14 protein-coding genes are annotated in these 20779 nt (G+C 43.4%); 5 read left to right on the top strand and 9 right to left on the bottom strand.

Annotation, left to right across the window (positions count from 1 at the left end; translation table 11 throughout):
* The first annotated feature begins 17 nt into the window (after positions 1–17).
* Positions 18–3173 (top strand): hybrid sensor histidine kinase/response regulator, encoded by a 3156-nt coding sequence (locus ACYUCY_RS00395; RefSeq protein WP_460224453.1) that lies wholly within the window; start codon positions 18–20, stop codon positions 3171–3173.
* 90 nt (positions 3174–3263) lie between these two features.
* Here ACYUCY_RS00395 and ACYUCY_RS00390 read toward each other — a convergent pair whose 3' ends face one another.
* The 8 genes from ACYUCY_RS00390 to pilG all read right to left on the bottom strand — a co-directional run bounded on the left by ACYUCY_RS00390 (position 3264) and on the right by pilG (position 16013).
* Entirely contained in the window at positions 3264–3743 is a 480-nt protein-coding gene (locus ACYUCY_RS00390) for a chemotaxis protein CheW (protein ID WP_460224452.1), read from the bottom strand.
* A gap of 101 nt (positions 3744–3844) precedes the next feature.
* The gene (locus ACYUCY_RS00385) at positions 3845–4888 is read right to left on the bottom strand and encodes a chemotaxis protein CheB (RefSeq protein WP_460224451.1); all 1044 of its coding nucleotides are present in this window, start codon (positions 4886–4888) and stop codon (positions 3845–3847) included.
* On the bottom strand, positions 4888–11043 hold the full coding sequence (locus tag ACYUCY_RS00380; RefSeq protein WP_460224450.1) for a hybrid sensor histidine kinase/response regulator: 6156 nt from the start codon (positions 11041–11043) through the stop codon (positions 4888–4890). Before ACYUCY_RS00380 ends, ACYUCY_RS00385 begins: the two co-directional genes overlap by 1 nt.
* A 229-nt stretch (positions 11044–11272) precedes the next feature.
* Positions 11273–12121, bottom strand: coding sequence for a CheR family methyltransferase (locus ACYUCY_RS00375; RefSeq protein WP_460224449.1), 849 nt, complete (start codon positions 12119–12121; stop codon positions 11273–11275).
* Positions 12122–12161: 40 nt separating this feature from the next.
* Positions 12162–14390: a methyl-accepting chemotaxis protein gene (locus ACYUCY_RS00370; protein WP_460224448.1), complete on the bottom strand. Its 2229-nt coding sequence runs from the start codon at positions 14388–14390 to the stop codon at positions 12162–12164.
* 169 nt (positions 14391–14559) lie between these two features.
* Entirely contained in the window at positions 14560–15120 is a 561-nt protein-coding gene (locus ACYUCY_RS00365; protein WP_460224447.1) for a chemotaxis protein CheW, read from the bottom strand.
* Positions 15121–15154: 34 nt separating this feature from the next.
* The gene (gene pilH, locus ACYUCY_RS00360; protein ID WP_460224446.1) at positions 15155–15517 is read right to left on the bottom strand and encodes a twitching motility response regulator PilH; all 363 of its coding nucleotides are present in this window, start codon (positions 15515–15517) and stop codon (positions 15155–15157) included.
* Between the two features lie 103 nt (positions 15518–15620).
* The gene (pilG, locus tag ACYUCY_RS00355) at positions 15621–16013 is read right to left on the bottom strand and encodes a twitching motility response regulator PilG (protein WP_460224445.1); all 393 of its coding nucleotides are present in this window, start codon (positions 16011–16013) and stop codon (positions 15621–15623) included.
* A gap of 367 nt (positions 16014–16380) precedes the next feature.
* Between pilG and gshB the strand changes: the two genes are divergently transcribed.
* From gshB to ruvX, 4 genes are all read left to right on the top strand, one after another.
* A complete protein-coding gene (gene gshB / locus ACYUCY_RS00350) occupies positions 16381–17340 on the top strand; it encodes a glutathione synthase (protein ID WP_460224444.1) in 960 nt (319 codons plus the stop codon).
* 48 nt (positions 17341–17388) lie between these two features.
* Positions 17389–18291 (top strand): energy transducer TonB, encoded by a 903-nt coding sequence (locus tag ACYUCY_RS00345; RefSeq protein ID WP_460224443.1) that lies wholly within the window; start codon positions 17389–17391, stop codon positions 18289–18291.
* Between the two features lie 123 nt (positions 18292–18414).
* Entirely contained in the window at positions 18415–19080 is a 666-nt protein-coding gene (locus tag ACYUCY_RS00340; protein WP_460224442.1) for a YqgE/AlgH family protein, read from the top strand.
* A gap of 27 nt (positions 19081–19107) precedes the next feature.
* On the top strand, positions 19108–19533 hold the full coding sequence (ruvX, locus tag ACYUCY_RS00335; RefSeq protein WP_460224441.1) for a Holliday junction resolvase RuvX: 426 nt from the start codon (positions 19108–19110) through the stop codon (positions 19531–19533).
* A gap of 35 nt (positions 19534–19568) precedes the next feature.
* Here the strand turns inward: ruvX and ACYUCY_RS00330 are convergent, their stop codons facing one another.
* On the bottom strand, positions 19569–20711 hold the full coding sequence (locus tag ACYUCY_RS00330; RefSeq protein WP_460224440.1) for a PilT/PilU family type 4a pilus ATPase: 1143 nt from the start codon (positions 20709–20711) through the stop codon (positions 19569–19571).
* Between the last annotated feature and the right edge of the window lie 68 nt (positions 20712–20779).

Raw genomic sequence — 20779 nt, 5'->3', positions numbered from 1 at the left:
TGCCAAATCGAATTGCAATGAATAAATTAATCGATTTCCGATCGCTGCCGTACAAAATCGGTGCTCCTACGGTGTTGGTATGCGTAGTTGTATTTTCACTGATTGCATCTTTTTTCTATCATGAAAACACCGAATTTATTCGTAAGAATATTGATAACGAAATATCTTACATTGAGAACACTCTGAATATTGCCCTTGAAGGAAACACGACTACTGGCGACTTTAGACGAGTTATTAATGCGCTAGGCTCTGGAAAGGCTATCGAGCGCTTAATACTAATCGAGGAATACAGCGGCACCATTGTCGCGGACACACAAAACCAGCACCTGGGAAAACATTACAATAGCACTCTCTCTAAACAACAATTGCAAACTATAGAAATACATCTCGGGTCTAAAACTCGCAGCATAATCAGTGATGGAAGCAAAGAATACATTGCTGAACGCGTCAATCTGATAAGCCCCGGCGCTAATCGCCTAAGACCCTATCTAGTATTTCTGATCTACGATAAAACTTTCGATCTCGAAATCGCCAACAGAAGCCTTTTAAATATTATTATCGCTCTATCAATCGGTTTATTTTCACTACTTTCCCTTGCATTCCTCGTTCAATATTTTGTGTTGCTAAAACCTTTGCGGAAAATTATTCACACGATAAGAAGGCAAACGGAATCTGATGAACTCCTAACAATTGGCATCGATACTAATGATGAACTCGGATTACTTGCAAAGCAGTATGACAAACTTGCGGCGCAGACAAACTTAAAAGAAAACACATTAAGACAACTTTCTTTGCGAATGGAAGTAGCACTAGATGCCACAAATCTAGGTGTGTTTGAATTTGATTTGAAGTCTAACACCCATATTTGGAATTCCCGTATGTATGAAATACTGGGTCTTGACCAGGAAAAATTTATACCGACGATATCTAGCTGGTCCGATTGTATTCACCCCGACGAGAAAAATATTGTAGAGGCGAAGTTATTACACGCGATTAAAACAGGTGAAAGTTTTACTTTCGAGTACAAGGTTATTCAACCCTCCAACACCATATGTACGGTAAGAACCTTCGTAAAAACAGTATGTAATAATCAAGGGAACGTAGCTCGCTTGGTCGGTACTTTATTCGACATTACTGAGCAAAAATTGTTATCTAAGCAACGAGAAGATGCGTTAATTAAGGCGGAGGAAACCGCCAGATTGAAATCTGAGTTTCTCGCCAGTGTCAGTCATGAAATTCGAACACCGATGAACGGCGTTATCGGTATGGTTAACCTGTTATTAAAAGGTAAGCTAAATGAAAAACAACTACAGTATGCTCAGATTGCGAAAAGTAGTGCCGAATCCTTATTACAGTTAATTAATGACGTTCTGGATTTTTCTAAGATTGATGCGGGCAAACTTGAATTAGAGCTTATCGATTTTGATCTTCCTGAACTACTTGGAAACTGCGTCGAATCCTTGGCCATAAAAGCACAGGAAAAGAACATTGAACTGATTTTGGATACCACTTCACTTAACAGTCAGTATGCAATGGGTGACCCAAATCGTATACGCCAAATAATAACGAATCTAGTCGCAAACGCTATAAAATTTACCGAGGCGGGGGAAATTATAGTCTCGGCATCCACCAATATCTCTACCGGTGGCGAATTGAACTTCAGTTGTAGTATTTCAGATACTGGTATTGGAATTCCACAAGAAAACATCCCAAATTTATTCGAATCTTTTACACAGATCGACGCCGGTACTACTCGAAAGTATGGCGGCACGGGCTTGGGACTGGCCATAGTTAAACAACTATGTTCGATTATGGGTGGCGATGTAAGTATCACTAGTGAAATCGGAACGGGCACCACGGTAACTTTCAGTGCTCAGCTATCAAGCTGTGAAAAAACCAGAGCAGATTTCCAAGACTTTAATTTTAAAGACACCAGAATACTTGTGGCCGAGAAAAATGGAACTGGTCGAAGTGTTATCAATAAGCAGCTCGAGCTTCTAAGTGCGAGTGTTGATGTGGTCGAAGATGCTGCTAGTGCATTGCAGAAGGCTGAATATGATATTTATTCGCTAATCCTTATTGATCAAAACCTCAGTGACTTTTCTTGTTTTGAGCTGGCTGACAAGATCCGTAAGATTCCCAAACAAAGTCAAAGTGTTTTAGTGTTAATGAACAGACTTGCCGATTTAAATATTCTTGAGGAATCTACAAATACTGATTTTGATTTTTCAATTTCTAAGCCGATTACTCGCGGCGGTTTGGTCGGTGTAGCACGTGAACTAGCATCTCGCAAACGCGTAAAAGTGTCCGAAATGAAAGCGACACCCATCGAGAAATCCAGACCGGAAAAAATGATTCAAGTTTTGTTGGTTGAAGACAATCCAACAAATCAAGCGGTAGTAATCGGTATATTGGAAGATTTCAATCTAGAAATTGTCACGGCAAACAATGGCCTAGACGCCCTGAATGAATTAGACAGGGCTGAGAGTGATAAGTTTTTTGAATTAGTTCTCATGGATTGCCAAATGCCCGTGCTTGATGGATATCAAACGACTCAACAGATTCGTAATGGCGAGCTCAAGCTCCATGGCGACCGCTACAAAAATATTCCCATTATTGCCTTAACAGCTAATGCTGTATTGGGAGAACGGGAAAAATGTATTAATGCGGGAATGAATGAATATATCCCCAAGCCGATCAATAGCGATTCGTTGATTAAACTTATTCGTCAATTTCTGCCTAGCATGATTGCTTGCGATACAACTCCTTTAAATGAAGAAGCTGAGCTTTTGAAAAATGAGGACCCTACTTTTACGAACGCAGACAAAATTTGGGACAAAAAGTTGGTGTTAGATCGCGTCCGTGGTAAAGAGGAACGCCTAGATATGCTAATCGAATTGTTTCTTAAAAACACGCCACAGCTAATTTCACAATTAAAGGATCACGCAGGAAAATCAGCGATTACTGATGTCGCGAAGATCGCACACACAATCAAAGGTTCAGCTGGAAATATAAGCGGGTTACAGCTACAGGAAACTGCGAGCAAAATTGAAATAGCCGCTAACTCTAATACTCAGGACGAAATAGAAATTCTGCTACCCAGTTTAATCGGGCATTACCAAGATTTAGCCAAGCTTCTTGAACAAAACAAGCATCAAGCTTATAGAAATTGAAAGTTCATCTGTACAAGATATCGCTTAGAAAAATTTAAGCGGTATAGTTTAGCTAAAAATAATAGGTCGATGATCTAGATAAGGCACTAATCAACCAGCAAGTTTAATAATTGCTTCTTCGATTGCGGTGGTATTGGGGATAATGACTGACTCACCAGCATGGTAAACGGACATTAAATCAAACGCTTTTAATTCAGCATCTTCGGTTTGATGAATCTCGTCTGATTTAACCCGCGACAACCTTGGAATACCTTGTGTTGCCAAACCTAAGAAAGGCAGACGTTCGTCAACGCCGGTATTATTAAGCACTGCGATTCGACAAGTGCCAGAATAATCGGGTACTGCCTCGCCATTTAGGCCTTCAAAACTCACCAGTGGAATCATTTGGTCACGCCACGAAAAATTACCCAAATACCAATCAGGCATATCGTCACTGCGCTCTGGGTATTTAAATGGCACCATCTCGGCCACGGTAACAGTGGGTAATAACAATAAACCACCAGCAATGGGAATCATCAAGCTGGCTACTTCCGTCGCCGTTTGGTTTTCTAAAGCTTGTGGTTCGTTCATGTTATTACCTGCAATATTTGTTTCGTATTTTAAAAAGCGACTAAACTATTTATTTACATTAAATTTTTTACTCGAGCCTTAACAAAAAGATCAAGCAAAGTTTAACTTCCCGTTGCTGCTCTCGAATAACGAATATTTTGTATCTCTTTAACAAGTTGTTGAGCCAATGAGTAGGGAGATCCCTTAAATTCCACACTTCCCGTTGCCAATGCTGACTCTGGCATCGAGTCACTCGTACAACTACTCGGGGTTTGAACCCACACCTTGCCACCTTTTCTACTCATCATCCGGCAACTCGCCGCGCCATCATCGCCCATTCCGGTAAAAATAATTACGCCAGCCCGTTCACCGTAGCAATGAGCCACATCAGCAACAATACTATCGACCGAAGGATTGTAGCGAGTCGCCCAACCTTCTTCACCAACAACAAAAGTACCATTTGCTGCAATTTCAGTATTTTTATCCGCGGGCACAATGGCAACATGATTCGCTCGAATTACGTCGCCATGCTCAACAATATGCGCTGGATAGTTGGTATGTTTACTCATTACCTGCGCGAGTGTGCCATCAAAACCTTTATCAATATGTTGGACATAGACGAAACCAATATCCAATCGCGGTGGTAGCTCACTCAAAAATTGCTTTACTACCGCAGGACCTCCAGTTGATGCCGCTAATACCCAGACGCGCTGTGCTATTCCGTCACGAGATTGTTCTAAATTTATCGTGCCGCTTAATTGCTTGAGCTTATCCATCAAGCGCCGGGACCATGCTCGGTATGCTTCTTCATGTGCAACGGGTATTTCACCATCGCAGAACAATACCGGTGCATCTAAGGTGTCTAACCATGCATCAAGATGGTCGCTGTCGTGATCATCAATTTCAGCATTGGTATCGACGTCTATTACCCAAGCATCAATTCGCGGCGAATTTTCTTCGTTTTTCGTTTGCGAAAGCTTATCGGCTTGAGTTTTTTGTTCTACTAAAGCGCCGGAATTTGCCGAATTACTTAATTGGTTTTTCAAATCTGATATTAATAAACAGGTACCGACTTGATAACCAAATTCTTCAATTAAGAATCGTAGAGTGCGATGTTGTAATTGCGTATAAGCTAGCAAACCAATACACAAAGTTGAACTCGCCACTATAAGTCCGGCTGTTCGCCAATTAGCTCTTTGATATTACTAAGAAGTTTTTCTTCCTGATAAGGCTTACCCATGTAATCGTTCACGCCTAAGCTAAGTGCGCGATCACGATGCTTCTCTCCAGTACGGGAAGTAATCATAATAATGGGAATATTTTTGAGGCGGCTAGTACTGCGAATATTTTTTGCAACTTCAAACCCGTCCATGCGTGGCATTTCGATATCCAACAACATTAGATCTGGAATTTGATCTTGTAGTGTTAACAAGGCATCGGCACCATCTTTAGCAGTAATCACTTCGTAACCTTCCCGCTCTAAGAAACGAGTCGTTACTTTTCTCACGGTTACTGAATCATCTACCACCATGATAGTTTGTGCTTTATTCACTTCTTCAGTTACAGAAGGTAGAACATTAATTTGTTGGCCAGTAGGCGCTAACAGAGCCATCTCTTTACGGATCATCGCGTGAGGATCAAGAATAACAACCACGCTACCATCACCCATTACCGTAGCACCGGACAAGCCTTCTACGGCACTGAATTGTTGCCCTAAACTTTTTACAACAATCTCACGGCTACCCATCAGCTTATCAACTTGGATCGCCATAACATGCTCAACAGTACGAACAAGCACTACCGGCATAGGTAATGCTTGGCCCGCTAGTCGCGGTAAATTATTAGCGTCCAACATGCTGCCTAAGTAACGCACGCGATAATTTTCACCGGCATACTCGAAACGTGCATTCTCATCTTGATAGTAATGCTCTAGCTCGAATGGGCTGACGCGCACAATACCTTCGATGGTATTAAGAGGAATCGCATAATTATCTTCGCCGATTTGAATCATCAACGCGCGGTTTACAGAAACCGTAAATGGCAAGCGAATAATAAATTCTGTGCCTTGGCCTTCGCGCGAATTAATAAACATCGAGCCGCCAAGTTGTTTGATTTCAGAATGCACGACGTCCATACCGACACCACGACCTGAAATTTGGGTAATTTTATCGGCGGTACTAAATCCTGCATTCAAAATAAATTGCATAATATCGTGGTCGCTGAGTTGTGCTTCTTCACTCATCAGTCCACGTTCAATTGCTTTTTCGCGAATACGTTTTAAATCTAAGCCGCGGCCATCGTCGACTAAACGCATTAGAACGTCACCGCCTTCTCGTCCAAGACTTAAAACAATTCGACCTGTTTCAGCTTTGCCTTTTTTAATGCGCTCTTCGCCAGGTTCAATACCGTGGTCAACCGCATTTCGTAACATATGCTCTAGAGGAGCGATCATTCTTTCTAATACGGAACGATCTAATTCACCTTCAACGTTATCAAGCTCGAAGCTTACGTGCTTACCCAACTCCGTAGAAATTTGTCTAACGATACGACGCAATCGAGGCACTAATCGAGAGAAGGGCACCATACGCGAACGCATTAAGCCTTCTTGAAGATCGGTATTAATCCGTGATTGTTGCAGCAATAAAGTTTCTGTATCGCGAGTCTTATCGTTTAAGGTTCCCGTCAAATCCATTAAATCCGACGCGGACTCCATTAATGAACGCGATAATTGTTGTAACTGTGAGTAGCGATCCATTTCAAGTGGATCGAAATCCTCTGCTTCTTCCATCTGTTCTTGACGGAAGATCATCTGTGCTTCTGTTTCAATATCCAAGCGTCGAAGTTGTTCTTGAACACGCTGCACCGTGGCTTCCATTTCGTCAATGGCATAGCCCAATTCAGAATTCTGTTCTTCAAGTCGGCCACGGCTGATCGATGTCTCACCGGCAAGGTTAACCAGCTCTTCTAATAATTCCGCAGAAACCTTCACCACTTCTTGCGGGCCTGCACGACGTGCAGCTACCGATGGTTTAGGTCCGTTCCCGCTATGTTTGTTAACAGTGAATTCTTTGCTGCCCGCTGCTGTTGTTGCACCACTTGGTGTTGCCGGCATCTTTGGCTTCGGTGCGAAAGGTAAAATATTTGCACGTGAAGACTTATCATCTAAATCAGCATCTGGCGTTGCGTCTTCAATAGAAGGTTCTGAACTAGAGACTTCTTGGTCTTGCTCAATCTCAGCCACAACGTCGTGTTTTGATTCAAGCGGCACTTCTTCGGTTTCAATTACTTCTGCAGGTTTATCTAGGGATTTTTCATCGAACTCCGCAGACGCAGACATAATCTCTTGTAAGCCATCTGGCATATGACCATCGACACGGGCTTTTACTTTATCGGTGCCATTGATCAGCTTATCTTGGTAATCGTGCACGATCGCGAAGAAGTCCGCATCAACATCAACGTTCTCGCCTTTCGTAATCAAAAACGATTCGAATTCATGGGCCAGTTCGCCTAAACCCATTAGACCCGCCAAGCGAGCGCCGCCTTTCAAGGTATGCAAAGAGCGCTTTAATGATTCGACTTGTTCTTTATCAGACCAATCTTCTTCCCATTGATGCACAGCGCCATCGATCTCTTCAAGTAATTCTTCGGCTTCTTCAATAAAGATTTCAAAGATTTCTAAATCAACTTCTTCGCTATCATCAGACTCATCAACTTCTGCTACTTCTGTAGCTTCCGGCGTTGTCGGTTCAAGAGTAGGCTCTTCAATTTCTAAAGAAACAGGTTCTACTATTTCATCTTGAGAAATATTAATTTCGATTTCATCTGCAGTAGTAGATCTATTGTTCAGATTAACGTCGATAACTTCTGGTTCGATATTCTCTGAATCGACATTTTCAAGATCAGTAATTTCTAGTTCAGAAATTTGATTTTCCGCAAGGTCATCTACTGCTTCAAAGTCAGCAATTTCAATCTCTTCTTGATTAGAGCGACTCTGCCCAAAGCTCGGGATCGTATTCACGACGTCGTCTGCGGAATTGATAACTTCTGCTAAATCGGTTTGTGTCGTTTCACTAATCGCATTTAGGTTTTGACCAACAGCAACTGAATCAATCATATCGAGTAATTCAGAATGCCCAAGTGTCAGCACGCGATAAACTTTATCATCAGCAGTTAATTTCGAATCAATAACCAATTCGTAGACTTGTCGAAGCTGTCGACTCAAGTTCGCCATTGGCGGCAAGTTAGCGTGTTCAGATCCGCGTTCCAGTGTGGCCAATTCAAGCACCATTGATTGCGCTTGAAGATTGTCGAACTTTTCCTGCTGCCAATCCAAAAGTATTTCATCAGCATCAAGCAGCAACTTGACCTCTTCGGCCATAAAAATAGACAGCAATTCTGGGTCGACTTTTTTCGCCGTAGCGCCATCTTCTTCTTGTCGCTGTCGAACCAGTGGTGTGACATAGCGATCTTTAAGTTCTGCAACTCTCGCTAAATATTGAGATAAACGCGGAATTTCTAATTCTTGCCCTAACTCAATTTGCGAAAGAACACTTTGAATGTATTCAACACCGTCTTTCAATAACTGCAATATATCAGTATCAATAATGACCTGATAAATTCTTAATTCTTTTACAAAATGTTCAAGGGGCGTCACGAGCTCGGCGATGAGTTTCACATCAGCCATGTGCGCGCTACCTTTTAATGTATGTAATGCGCGCTGCATTTGTTCGCTAGGGGGTGTAAATAGTGGAGCGGAATCATCCATCTCCGCAATATAATGTTGCACGACTTCTAAATGAGTAATCGCTTCTGATCCAAAAATAGACCACAGCATAGCATCGGTTGCATCGTCGTCTTCATCGCTTGATGCAGTGCTTGCCGTCTCAACAACGACAGAATCATCTTCCATTAGCGCGGCAGGCATTTCACCTTTCGACAGTTGCTCTGCCCATGCCGAAAGTTTTTCACACGCATCTGGATGCGGGTTAGCTTGTCGATGTTCAAAGGCTGAAACTAATTCAGGTAACAGGGGAAGAACTTTTTGAATTAATGCAACATGACCGTCGCTCGCAGCAACTGTATTGTCGAGCACTCGGTTCAACATGTTCTCAACGGCCCAAGCCAACTCACCAACATCATTGGCGCCAACCATTCTTCCACTACCTTTTAAGGTATGGAAACCGCGACGAAATTCAATCAGCGCTTCTTGATCATCAAAATCCGCAGCCCATCGTGGGAAAAATTCATTAATCGTATCCTGAACTTCTGCTGCTTCTTCGATAAAAATTTCGAGAATTTCATCGTCGATGAGATTATCTTCATCATCTTCTGCCAACGTACTTTCGGCAACATTTACGCTTGCCGGCTCAACTACATCGCTCGCCGGAACTTCATTGTTTTGGGCTTCAGCCGATGCTTCATCGACTTGTGTTTCTTCAGGTTTTTGAACCGCTAAGTTGTCGAGTTCTTTCGCCGCAATATCTAATTCGTCATCCAGTTTTGGTACACTTGCGTGATCAGATTCATCGCGCTCTGGAAGCTCACCGATTTCAACTTCTTCAAGCGACGCCATCTTCCCAAGCACACTCGATACATCAGCATCATCGTGGCTTCGCATTGAGCCGCCGCTGCGTAACGCCGTAGGGATTGGATAACCAAGGGACTGTACACTTTCTTCCGCTACGCCGAGTAACAATTCGTCGTCTTCTTCACGATCGCCGCTAAGGCGCTCTAAATAATATTCAACACTCGCTATGGCATCTGCCAGAGTATCCAGGGTTTGCCATTCTGGAGTGGCTTCTTTTGCCAACAACTGCTGCTCTATATAGCTTGCACAAGAAGTCAAAATTGCAGCGGGTTTTGGCAATGGCATCATGTCGAGGCCACCACTAATTTCACGTAAATGATTAGGTACACTGATCAAATGATCGCGATTCCATTGCGATGCAATATATTCAATAATTGCGTCTTTAGCCTGCTCTAGACCATTGCGGGATTCGCGTAAAACAGATTCTTGCGCCTGATCCAGTGCATTAACACTTGGGTCATAAGCATTCGCGTCACCACGACCGGTGCCGCTCGCCATAAGTTCTAAGGAGCTTTCGATTTCAATTATTTTACCGGCAACTTGCATCAGTAAATCGGCAGGAATTTCTTCGTCTTCAGCAACCGCCGCTAATTTTTCACCTTGCGCTAAAATTTGTTTGCGCAAATCACCAATGCCCAACACTGCCATGGTATCGGCAACACGTTTAATAATCGGCAAGGCTTCGGTAACATCTGCTTTTTCTTTATCAGTTAAACTAACGTCAAGAGCATGCTTAATCGCGTCCAACTCATCTTTTAATGCGGTAACGACAGATCGTATTGCGTCTAAATCGGGTGCAATAATTTCTTCGTCGACGCCATCGACAGATTGCTTGTCAGTGGGCGGTAATGCTGTTTCTAAATTGTAAGCGCTTTTAATTCGGCGAATATGCTTGCCATCTTCTGGCGCGCGCGCGATGTAGTAGAGTAAATTTTTAATTAATTCATCATTGGTAAAATTATTGAGAGCGGAAACACCATCCACTTCTAAATTTTTAATTTCTTTATCTATCTGACGTAACAAATTTTTAACCGAAGCGCTGGCTTCAATGGCTTCAGACTCCAAACCCTCTAACAGTGCCAAGGAAATATCCCAGAGTGGCTGCCGAGCAGTCCCTTGGGTTAGTTTTCTTAAACGGCCAAAAACCTTATACAAATAACCAATATTATCTGCGCGCGCAACATCACGAATGACACCCGCGGCGGCCGCCTGATACATTTTACGAAGTTTCAGAATAATGATACTGAATTGATTTGCATCAATCGCACCAGCTGCATTTTTATCAGCAATATGGTGAGCGGGAGCAAGGTTCGGCGTAAATAATTTGGTTTCTGTTAACAACGCTTCACCGCGAACAGTTCGCAGGTCGTTAAGTAGAGGAAGAACAGAAGAAGGGTGGTCTTTACGATTAGATTTAACTTGATCGAGATAAACCGGCATTTGCAGAATCGCGCGCATTAAAACTTCTTGCGCTTCAGATTCATTGCGAACCGATTTATTCATTAATGCTTGGGCGAGATTTTCCATCTCTTCCGCTAACAATGCGGCGCCATAAAATTCCACCATCTGCAAACTACCGTGCACCTGGTGAATATGAGTCAAGCAAAAGCGAATTCGGGTAGTATCTTCGGTATTCTCGACATAAGCTTCCAAGGCCTGACGAGCTTGTTTTAGGGTTTCCCCTATTTCACCGATTACCCATTCTAATGCTGCGTAGCTGCGATTATCAGCCATACCGTCGCATCTCTCGTTTTGTTTTTGACTGCATGTGTCGCTGCGATAGTTGCTGCATTAACGCTTGCTTTGCCAAAATCGATTGTTGTAAAAAATCAATGAACACATCTTGTTAAGGGAATTTTTAAAATTAATCTTTAACTAAAAAATTTTGAAATTTCACCCTAAGCTTGTTTCGTTTATCAACTTCGTTTTTGTATAACTGTCAAAAGCCACTTAAAAGCAAACTTTATACTTTTACGTAAGCCTGAACATTACTGTCTACTAAAGGCTTCAGCTCTGGATGCTTCCAGTCAACCATTTCACCAAGACCAATAATTAAAAGTCCGCCAGGTTTTAAATGATCAACAAAGCCTTGTAGTATTTCACGTCGACGCCAGCGTCGAAAATAAATTAATAAATTTTGGCAAAAAACTACATCCATTTTTTCAACTGGCATCGATTTGATTTCTAGTACGCTGCCTTGAGAAAAACATAATCGATCTTGGAGCTTATCTGCTACTTTGTAGCGACCATCACCAAGATCTTTAAAATAGCGCAGCTTTTCGTTTTCGCTGATGCGCTCTAACTTTCGCTCGTTGTATATACCTGCCCGAGCTTTGCTCAATGCCGGCATACTGATATCTGTCGCAAAAATTCCAAAGTAGGGCTTTAACTGCGCCCAATCAAAACAATCGTTGAGAATCATCGCTAAGGAATACGGTTCTTCTCCTGTAGAACAACCGACACTCCAAACATCAAAACTCCCTTCCAATGTTTTATTACTTATTTTGTCTTGAAGTAGTTTTCTAACCGCTTCGTACGAATGTCGATGGCGAAAAAAGCTGGTCTCTTTAACCATGAGCCGGTCAACTAAAACCGACCACTCTGCTTTTCCCCAAATTCCATCGGTTACTTTGTCAAAGTATTCCTCATAATTTTCAAACCCAAGTTCACGCATGCGCATGGTTATCTGGGTTTGTAAAAATGCTAATTGTTGTGGATTTAGCAGTATCCCGGTACGTTCTTCTAGCAGCTTTCGCCACTGATCAAATTCTTTTTCCGTTAACGCAGCGGCAGTTTGTAAAGTCCACGCCATTTAGCATCCTTCTTTAATCTCGAACAAATCTAAATTTCTATTAAGCAATTGCTTCGCGATTATCTTCTGAATCATCATCAGACATGATATTAATTTCTAGATCATCGTCGTTTTCACTCAAAGCAAAGTCTTCATCGTCAACTGCACTATCCATTGATAAATCAACCGCTTCTTCTAAGGTTTCAACGTCATCTTCATCAACGGCAACTGCTTGCATTTGCCCTGTATTCATAGGTCCAAATGTCATTGCCAAATCTTTCGGTAAGGTGAAACCCGCAACCGAATCACGTAAGTCAGAAGCCATCTCTGCCAAGTTACCAATCGACTGTGCCGTTGCACTGGTACCCGCAGAAGTTTGCGATGTAATTTCTTGAATTACGTTCATCGTATTTGATATGTGGCCAGCTGAAGAAGCTTGCTGACGTGCGGCGTTCGAAATGTTGTTAATCAATTCTGCAAGAGACGACGATACGTTCTCAATCTCTTCCAGTGCCACACCCGCATCCTGTGCTAGGCGAGCTCCGCGTACCACTTCCGCCGTTGTTTGTTCCATCGAGATAACAGCTTCGTTAGTATCGTTCTGAATGGTTTTAACCAATGCTTCAATCTGCTTGGTCGCAGCGGCTGAACGTTCCGCAAGCCGCTGTACCTCATCCGCTACCACCGCGAAGCCTCGACCCGCGTCACCCGCCATCGATGCCTGGATCGCAGCGTTAAGTGCGAGGATGTTGGTTTGGTCAGCAATGTCGTTAATCAACGATACGATGTCTCCAATTTCCTGTGAAGATTCACCGAGTCGTTTAATACGTTTTGAAGTGTCCTGAATCTGTTCACGAATTGTATCCATACCGTGAATAGTATTTTGTACCACTTTCGCACCGTTGTTCGCGATCGATACCGACCGCTCCGCAACCGCTGCTGATTCAGATGCGTTCGCAGATACTTGGTCAATCGTTACGGCCATTTCATTTACCGCCGCCGATGCCCCAGCAATTTCTTGTGCCTGATGCTCCGAAGCCTCAGCAAGATGCAATGCGGTTTGCTGCGTGTCTTGCGAAGCGCGCGATACATTTACAGCTGTTTCGTTAATTCGCGAAACCAAGATTCTTAATTGGTCAATCGTGTAGTTAATAGAGTCAGCAATCGCACCAGTAAAATCTTCCGATACCGTAGCGGTCGTTGTTAAATCACCATCTGCGAGATCGGCTAACTCATCGAGTAAACGTAAAATTGCCGATTGGTTTCTTTCATTGGTATTTGCAGTATCCACCAAGGTTTTTCGTGTACCGGCATAAGTTTTCAAACCGATCACACCCAACAATACAACCGCCAAGATACCAAAAAGTAAAATCGTAATATTGTTTGGTTGCCGCGAAGATGCCTGCGCGCTAATTTGATTTGAAAGATTACTGAGTGCACCAAGAAGCAAAGGTGAATCATCAAGAATTTGGTTATAGGATTGTCGTGCGCCGAATAATGAAGGAGACGCTTCAAAGATATCGCGTACCGATTTATTTACGAAATCAAACAATTCGCCAATAACATCAAGACTGTCCGCTGCGTCCGTATCCGAAACGCGCGAGATACCTAAGGTGTTATTACCAGAACGCATCCCTTCTAAGAACGTACCAAACAAACGCGCATCCGAGTTAAATTGGTCAGCTGCTGATGATGAATCTGCACCACCCGCCAACATCTTTTCTACGTTTCGACCAATACGCTCAGCTCGCCAAGTTTGTTCTTGTGCTGTCGCAACCTGATCCGCTGGTGCGCCATTTTCTAGCAGGATATCTTTAATATTTTCGTGTTCAGCCTGAAGCTCGGGAAGTGATTGGTTTAGGGTCGATGCCACATCAGTCAGGAGGGTAATTCTTTCTCGGTTATTTACGATGGTTTGAGCATTCTCTCGAACTTTTTCCCATACCGCTCTAAAGCTTGCGAACTCGCCCGCAACTTGCGTTCTCGTTCTCGCATCTGCCGACTGCAAACTTAACCAAGTTTGAGACATCGTATCGACAACGCTCTGCAGCTCGATAAACGATGCTTCATTACCATTTGTAGCATCACGGGCCAGACCCGTTAACTGGTATGACGACGCGCGAAGTTCGTTGACCAGCTGCAAATAACCCTGATCTTGCGCACTGTTACGCAATACCAAGAAGATGCTACCCGCCATCAACACAAGGCTGGCGACCAACAGGCCGACTAAGACCAGTGTCCCCTTATTTCCCTGTGAGGAGGAGGAGGTTTTTTTAGTTTCAGTTTTCATGCTACGCGCTCCTGAGCGTCTGTGCGTTTTGGGAGGACTTGAGCCAAACTAGCGAAAATCGACCACCCACGTTGTTCGTTTTAACTTACTATCTAACTTACTGTTATACCTACCATTCCCTGCTCGACCGGCTTCAAGACCCGATGAAAATCAATCCTGTAGGGAACAATTAACTTGCTGCATTCACAAAACTGGGTTCTTCTGCAAGCTTCGAAGGACTGAACACAAACCACTGCTCATCATCACTGCCAACCGCACCGCGATTTTGCGAGTAACTGCCCTCAACAAACGCCCGAACTGATTCAGGCAGCTCTTTGATTTCATTTGAATAAGAATCGATAGGAAAATGCTGCATACCGAGAGCGGCATCTACCACTACACCGGAATACAAACCGTTGGCTTCGAGAACCAATACACGGTGTTTTTTTCGTGCAGAATTGAGTCGCCCACCTAAAAATACCGCCAAATCGAACAACGGCAATAAGCGGCCACGGACATTTGCAACACCCAGAACCCAGGGTTGTACACCGGGTAATTTGGTATAACTTGGCAACTCTAACAATTCTGAAATTTCGCCCATTGGCGCGACGAAGTAGCGATCAAGCACGTTAAAGCCAATACCGCTCCATTGCTGAACCGTCTCTATCTGAGAAGGCAAACCTTTCGCAGAACGTTTACTTTTCTGCGCAAGATCGAGTAGAGCATTAAATGCGGCTAATTGGTTGGACATAGTTTTTATCTTTGATCGTTAGCGAAATACTTACTTAAGCCATGACTTGCCCGATGGTATCCATCAGCAACTTTTCTTCGATTGGCTTCGTAAGGTAGGCTTTAGCCCCTTGGCGCATACCCCAAACACGATCAGTTTCTTGATCTTTGGTGGTTACGATAATCACTGGAATTCCAGCTGTTTCGGCGTGTTTTCGCAATTGACGAGTGGCTTGAAAACCGTTCAAGCCCGGCATTACGATATCCATTAAAACAACATCGGGTAATTCTTTTTTAGCGGTCGAAACGCCATCTTCACCCGTCTCCGCCGTGATAACGGCGTGCCCATTCTTTTCCAACATGCTAGTTAGCTTGTAGGTTTCGGTTGGAGAATCGTCGACGATTAGTACTCTAGCCATAAAAAAACTCCGAAGCGTCCTGTTACTTTAAATTTATGTTCTTAAAAACGATTACTTTTCTAGCTTTTTAATTTTGTGCTTTGCAATTGCGCTTAACGTTGAATCAAGAAGCCTGCGCTTGTTGTTTAACATGGGTTTCAATTGCACCCAGTAGCTCGCTCTTACTAAATGGTTTCGTTAAATATTGGTCAGAGCCGACGATTCTTCCCTTCGCCTTATCGAACAAGCCATCCTTACTCGATAACATAATGACCGGAGTAGATTTAAACTCGCTGTTGTTTTTGATCAGAGCACAAGTCTGATAACCATCGAGTCGCGGCATCATGATATCGACGAAAATAATGTCCGGGCGCGTATCAGCAATCTTCGCCAAGGCATCGAAACCATCGGTTGCCGTGACGACCGCACACCCTGCTTTTTTCAACAAAGTTTCAGCAGTTCGCCTGATGGTTTTGCTGTCGTCAATTACCATGACCTTCAGACTTTCTAGGTTCATATCTCTACCTTTTTATGACCTTTTTATAGGATCAATTCGCGTTTGATAACTACATGTATTTACGCGGTATATTCGTTTTATTTAACTAACCGCTCAGTTTTTAATCTTTTAACACAGTTTTCAGGTATTATCTATAACCGCCTGAATCAACGGCAAAAATTGGATATTGAGCTGCTCTGGTAGTACTCACTTCGCGCTAAAACAGCAGCGTTTAACTTTTCTGTTTATAATCGCTGATCGCACAATTCAGGCTCAACTAGCGAAGGAAAGTTAATTCTCTTTCGGTGCCAAATAATCTAGAGTCACGCGAGTTTAAAATCACTGTTTTTCAGTCGAACCAATCACTTAATCGGACGACGTGCTATTTATGAGTATCAAACTAGGGGTTGTGATGGACCCAATCTCCTCCATCAATTTTAGCAAAGACACGACACTTGTCTTTTTACTTGCGGCGGCGAAACGTGGTTGGGACCTCGAATATATGGAACAGGGTGACCTATTCCTCGACCACGGCTCGCCCAGAGCCTTTTCCAGTAAATTAGCGGTCTTTGATGATCCCGACCAGTGGTTTGCATTGGATGACAGGCGCACCATAAATCTCGATGAACTGGACGTAATACTGATGCGAAAGGATCCTCCTTTCGATAGCGAATACATTTATTCGACCTATATTCTTGAAGCCGCTGAGCGCCTGGGAACTCTTATCGTCAATAAGCCGCAGAGCCTAAGAGACTGCAATGAAAAAGTATTCGCCACACAATTTCCGCAATGCTGCCCACCCGTTTTAGTCAGTCGCGATATTCAAGGCTTACGGGCATTCCACAAAAAACATAAAGACGTTATTTATAAACCGCTCGACGGCATGGGCGGCACCGGGATTTTCCATTGTGGTCCGGATGGGAGGAACCTCGGAGCCATCATCGAGACCTTAACCAACAACGGCCAAAACTCCATCATGGCTCAACGCTACATTCCCGAAATTAAGCAAGGTGACAAGCGCATTTTGCTCATTGATGGCGAAGCTATTCCCTATTGCTTGGCGAGAGTGCCGGCGGAGGGCGAGACGCGAGGCAATCTGGCAGCCGGTGGCACCGGCGTACCACAGCCATTGAGTGAACAAGATCGCTGGATTGTGGCCCAAGTCGCGCCAACGCTAAAGGAAAAAGGGCTACTATTTGTTGGTTTAGACGTGATAGGCAAATACCTAACCGAGATAAATGTCACGAGCCCAACTTGTGCCAAAGAGATCGATAAAAAATACGATACTAAGATCGGTGATCGGTTGATGGACGCTATTACCGCTCTATTATCTAAATCAAGCGGCTAATACTTAGTTCGAAAGCCGACAAAACACAGCGGATAAATTTAGGAAACTATGTCGCAGTTAGAAACACAAGCAATCATTGCAAAGAACGCCGTTGGTGCGGGTGATCGCCTAAGTTTCGCTATTTTTTTGGCGACCGCTTTACACGGTTTACTAATACTGGGTATCGGTTTCAATATAGCCACTAAGCCAAATATCCCCGCCACGTTTGAAGTCACGATCGCGACGTTTAAAAGCGCCGAAGCGCCGGACAAGGCCGACTTTCAGGCGCAGTTTAATCAAGAAGCTAGCGGTACTTTGGATGAAGTCAGGGAGTTAACGACGCGAGATCCCGCACCGTTTACGGATACACAAATCCGCGATGTAAATCCGCTTCCCGAAACGCTGGCCATTAAAGCCAGCGAATCTCAGCCGCTCAATCAGCTATCAAGTGAAGCAAGCTCAAACATTAAAGTCAGCCAAGTCCCTAAGCCAGAGGAAATTGATCAACGAACACCGCAAGAAGGTCGTGACCGGCAAGCACAGGCGACCACATCAGAAATAGCGAGTCTACGGGCAAAAAGAGATCAACAAAAACAAGCTTATGCCAGCAAGCCAAGAATAAGACGCCTGACTTCAGTTTCAACAACCTCGTCGACAGATGCTGAGTATTTAAATCATTGGGAACAAAGAATTAAAAAAATTGGCAACGAAAATTTTCCCCAAGAAGCGCTCGACAAAAGAATTTTTGGCCAACTTCGATTGGTCACCGTGTTAAAAGCCGACGGCACTATTGTTAGTGTTGACTTGTTACAATCCTCCGGCCACAACTTACTCGACCATTCCGCCCTGCAAATTGTACACATGGCAGCACCTTTCCCGCCTTTCCCTCCTGAAATCGCTAAAGAAGTTGATCAACTAGAAATCATTCGCACATGGTTGTTTGATATCACTGGGCTATCAACGTCTAATTAACGATTGCCCTAATCTAGACACCTTTAATTCTATTTGTAATTTCTGGCGAATCTTTCCCGCTAGATAGCATAGAAACCGCGAAAGCCCTTGTAATAGCATCTAGATGACCCAATACTACTTTTTATGACTTCAAACACGCAAAAAGAAAACCAACACTCTCTTGACGGGCAGACTAAATCTCCCAGAGATTTCAGTCCTTATAGCCTGCGCAATCATTTTTTAATTTCGATGCCAAACCTGGAAGACTCTTATTTTTCTCAAACCGTTACCTATATTTGCGATCACACTGAAAATGGTGCACTTGGCATTATCCTGAATAATCCACTCGATGTGAAAGTCAGTGAAATATTTAAGCAACTCAACATCAGTGACAACAAAAATATCGCGATTGAGAATGAAAGTTTAACAAAGAGTGTTCAAAACATTGGTGAACAAGCGGTTCTGGCTGGCGGACCTGTGAATGTTGATCGCGGATTTATTTTGCACAGTGCAGGGCAAGAATGGGAGTCCACACTAAAAATATCCTCCACAATTAGTCTTACTGCTTCAAAAGATATTTTGGTCGCTCTTGCTGAAAATAGAGGGCCAGAAAAAGCGCTTGTCGCCTTGGGTTATGCAGGCTGGGATCCTGGCCAACTGGAAGAAGAAATCACCGCGAATAGCTGGCTTACGGTTCCTGCTGACGACCGAATAATTTTCGATGTGCCTTTCGAACGCCGTTGGGCTAGCGCATCTAATTATCTTGGCATCGACATCAATAGTATTCATACGATGGCTGGTCACGCCTAGCTATACCAACAAACTAAGCTGCAACCCATGTCTAAAACTCTCATTGCATTTGATTTTGGTACTCAATCCATTGGCTTGGCTGTCGGCCAAACTATTACCAGTACCGCAACTGAATTGACGCCAATTAAAGCGCGAGATGGAATTCCAAACTGGGAGAATGTAGAAAAAATACTAAGAGAATGGGAACCAGATAATTTGGTGGTGGGCTTACCATTAAATATGGATGGTAGCGATAGTGAAATGTCTAAGCGCGCGCGAAAATTCTCAAATCGCCTACGAGAAAAATATAAATTACCAGTCGAATTAATCGATGAGAGATTATCAACTTATTCTGCAAAAAACGAAGCCATGGATAGGAGACAAACGCTAGACTTTAGCAAAAACCCTGTCGATTCAATTGCAGCACGTTTAATTCTTGAATCTTGGTTTGAGAAAAATAATTCTACAAACTAATTCTGCTCTCGAAAACAAACTTAAACTTAAAAATACTAAAACAGTTTCCCTGTATCTTTCTCATCTTCCTGAATCGTTAATTCGTCCGCTGCATTACTAAGGTAAGAAGCATCTGTTTCAGACGCAAGCTTAATCATTAAGCGTAAGTCATTCGGCGAATCAGCATAGGACAGAGCATCTTCATAAGTAATTTCGCCGCGATCGTACAGTTCGTACAAGGCCTGATCGAACGTCTGCATACCCAAATCGGTTGATTTTTTCATCAACTCTTTAAGCTCATGAACTAAGCCCTTACGAATTAAATCCTGCGCTAATGGTGTGTTCAACATAATTTCCATACACGCTCGACGACCATTTCCGTCCGGTGTTGGAATTAACTGTTGCGCTACAATAGCTCGAAGATTTAATGACAAATCCATCCACAATTGCGAATGACGATCAGCCGGGAAAAAATGGATGATCCTATCCAAGGCTTGGTTAGCGTTGTTTGCGTGCAGGGTACACAAACATAAATGACCAGTTTCTGCGAAAGCAATTGCGTGATCCATCGTTTCTCGCGAACGAACCTCACCGATAAGAATGACGTCTGGCGCTTGTCGTAAAGTGTTTTTCAACGCAACTTCAAAAGAGTCTGTGTCGATCCCCACTTCGCGTTGCGTAACAATACAACCTTGATGCTGATGAATAAATTCGATGGGATCTTCGATGGAAATAATATGGCCTTTACTATTGCGATTGCGATGACCAATCATCGCCGCTAGCGAAGTGGACTTACCTGTACCGGTCGCACCAACAAAAATAACCAAGCCACGCTTAGTCATCGCCAGCTCTTTAATAATTTCAGGAAGACCTAACTCATCTGGTTTCGGAATATTTGTTTCAATACGACGCAATACCATCCCAGCCAAATTGCGCTGGTAGAAAGCACTGCAACGAAATCGCCCAATACCGCGCGCGCTAATCGCAAAATTTAATTCTTTAGCATCAACAAATTCAGCGCGTTGGCGCTCGTTCATCACACTCAAAACGGTTTCACGAGCTTGCTCTGGAGACAGCGGCGAGGTGGTTACCGGAACAACTTTTCCGTGTAACTTAATTGATGGTGGTACGCCGGCGGTTATAAACAAATCCGACGCGCCTTTTTCTACCATTAAACTTAAAAGTCTATCAAAATCCATCAACTAATCCTCTGCGACACCAAGCCTGTTTTTTGCATTTATAAATTCATAAATTATTCTAGGAGATC

It is taken from the genome of Aurantivibrio infirmus, from assembly GCF_054767315.1.
Note: the sequence above shows the minus strand (reverse complement) of the source record. Positions and strands in the feature narration are given on the sequence as shown.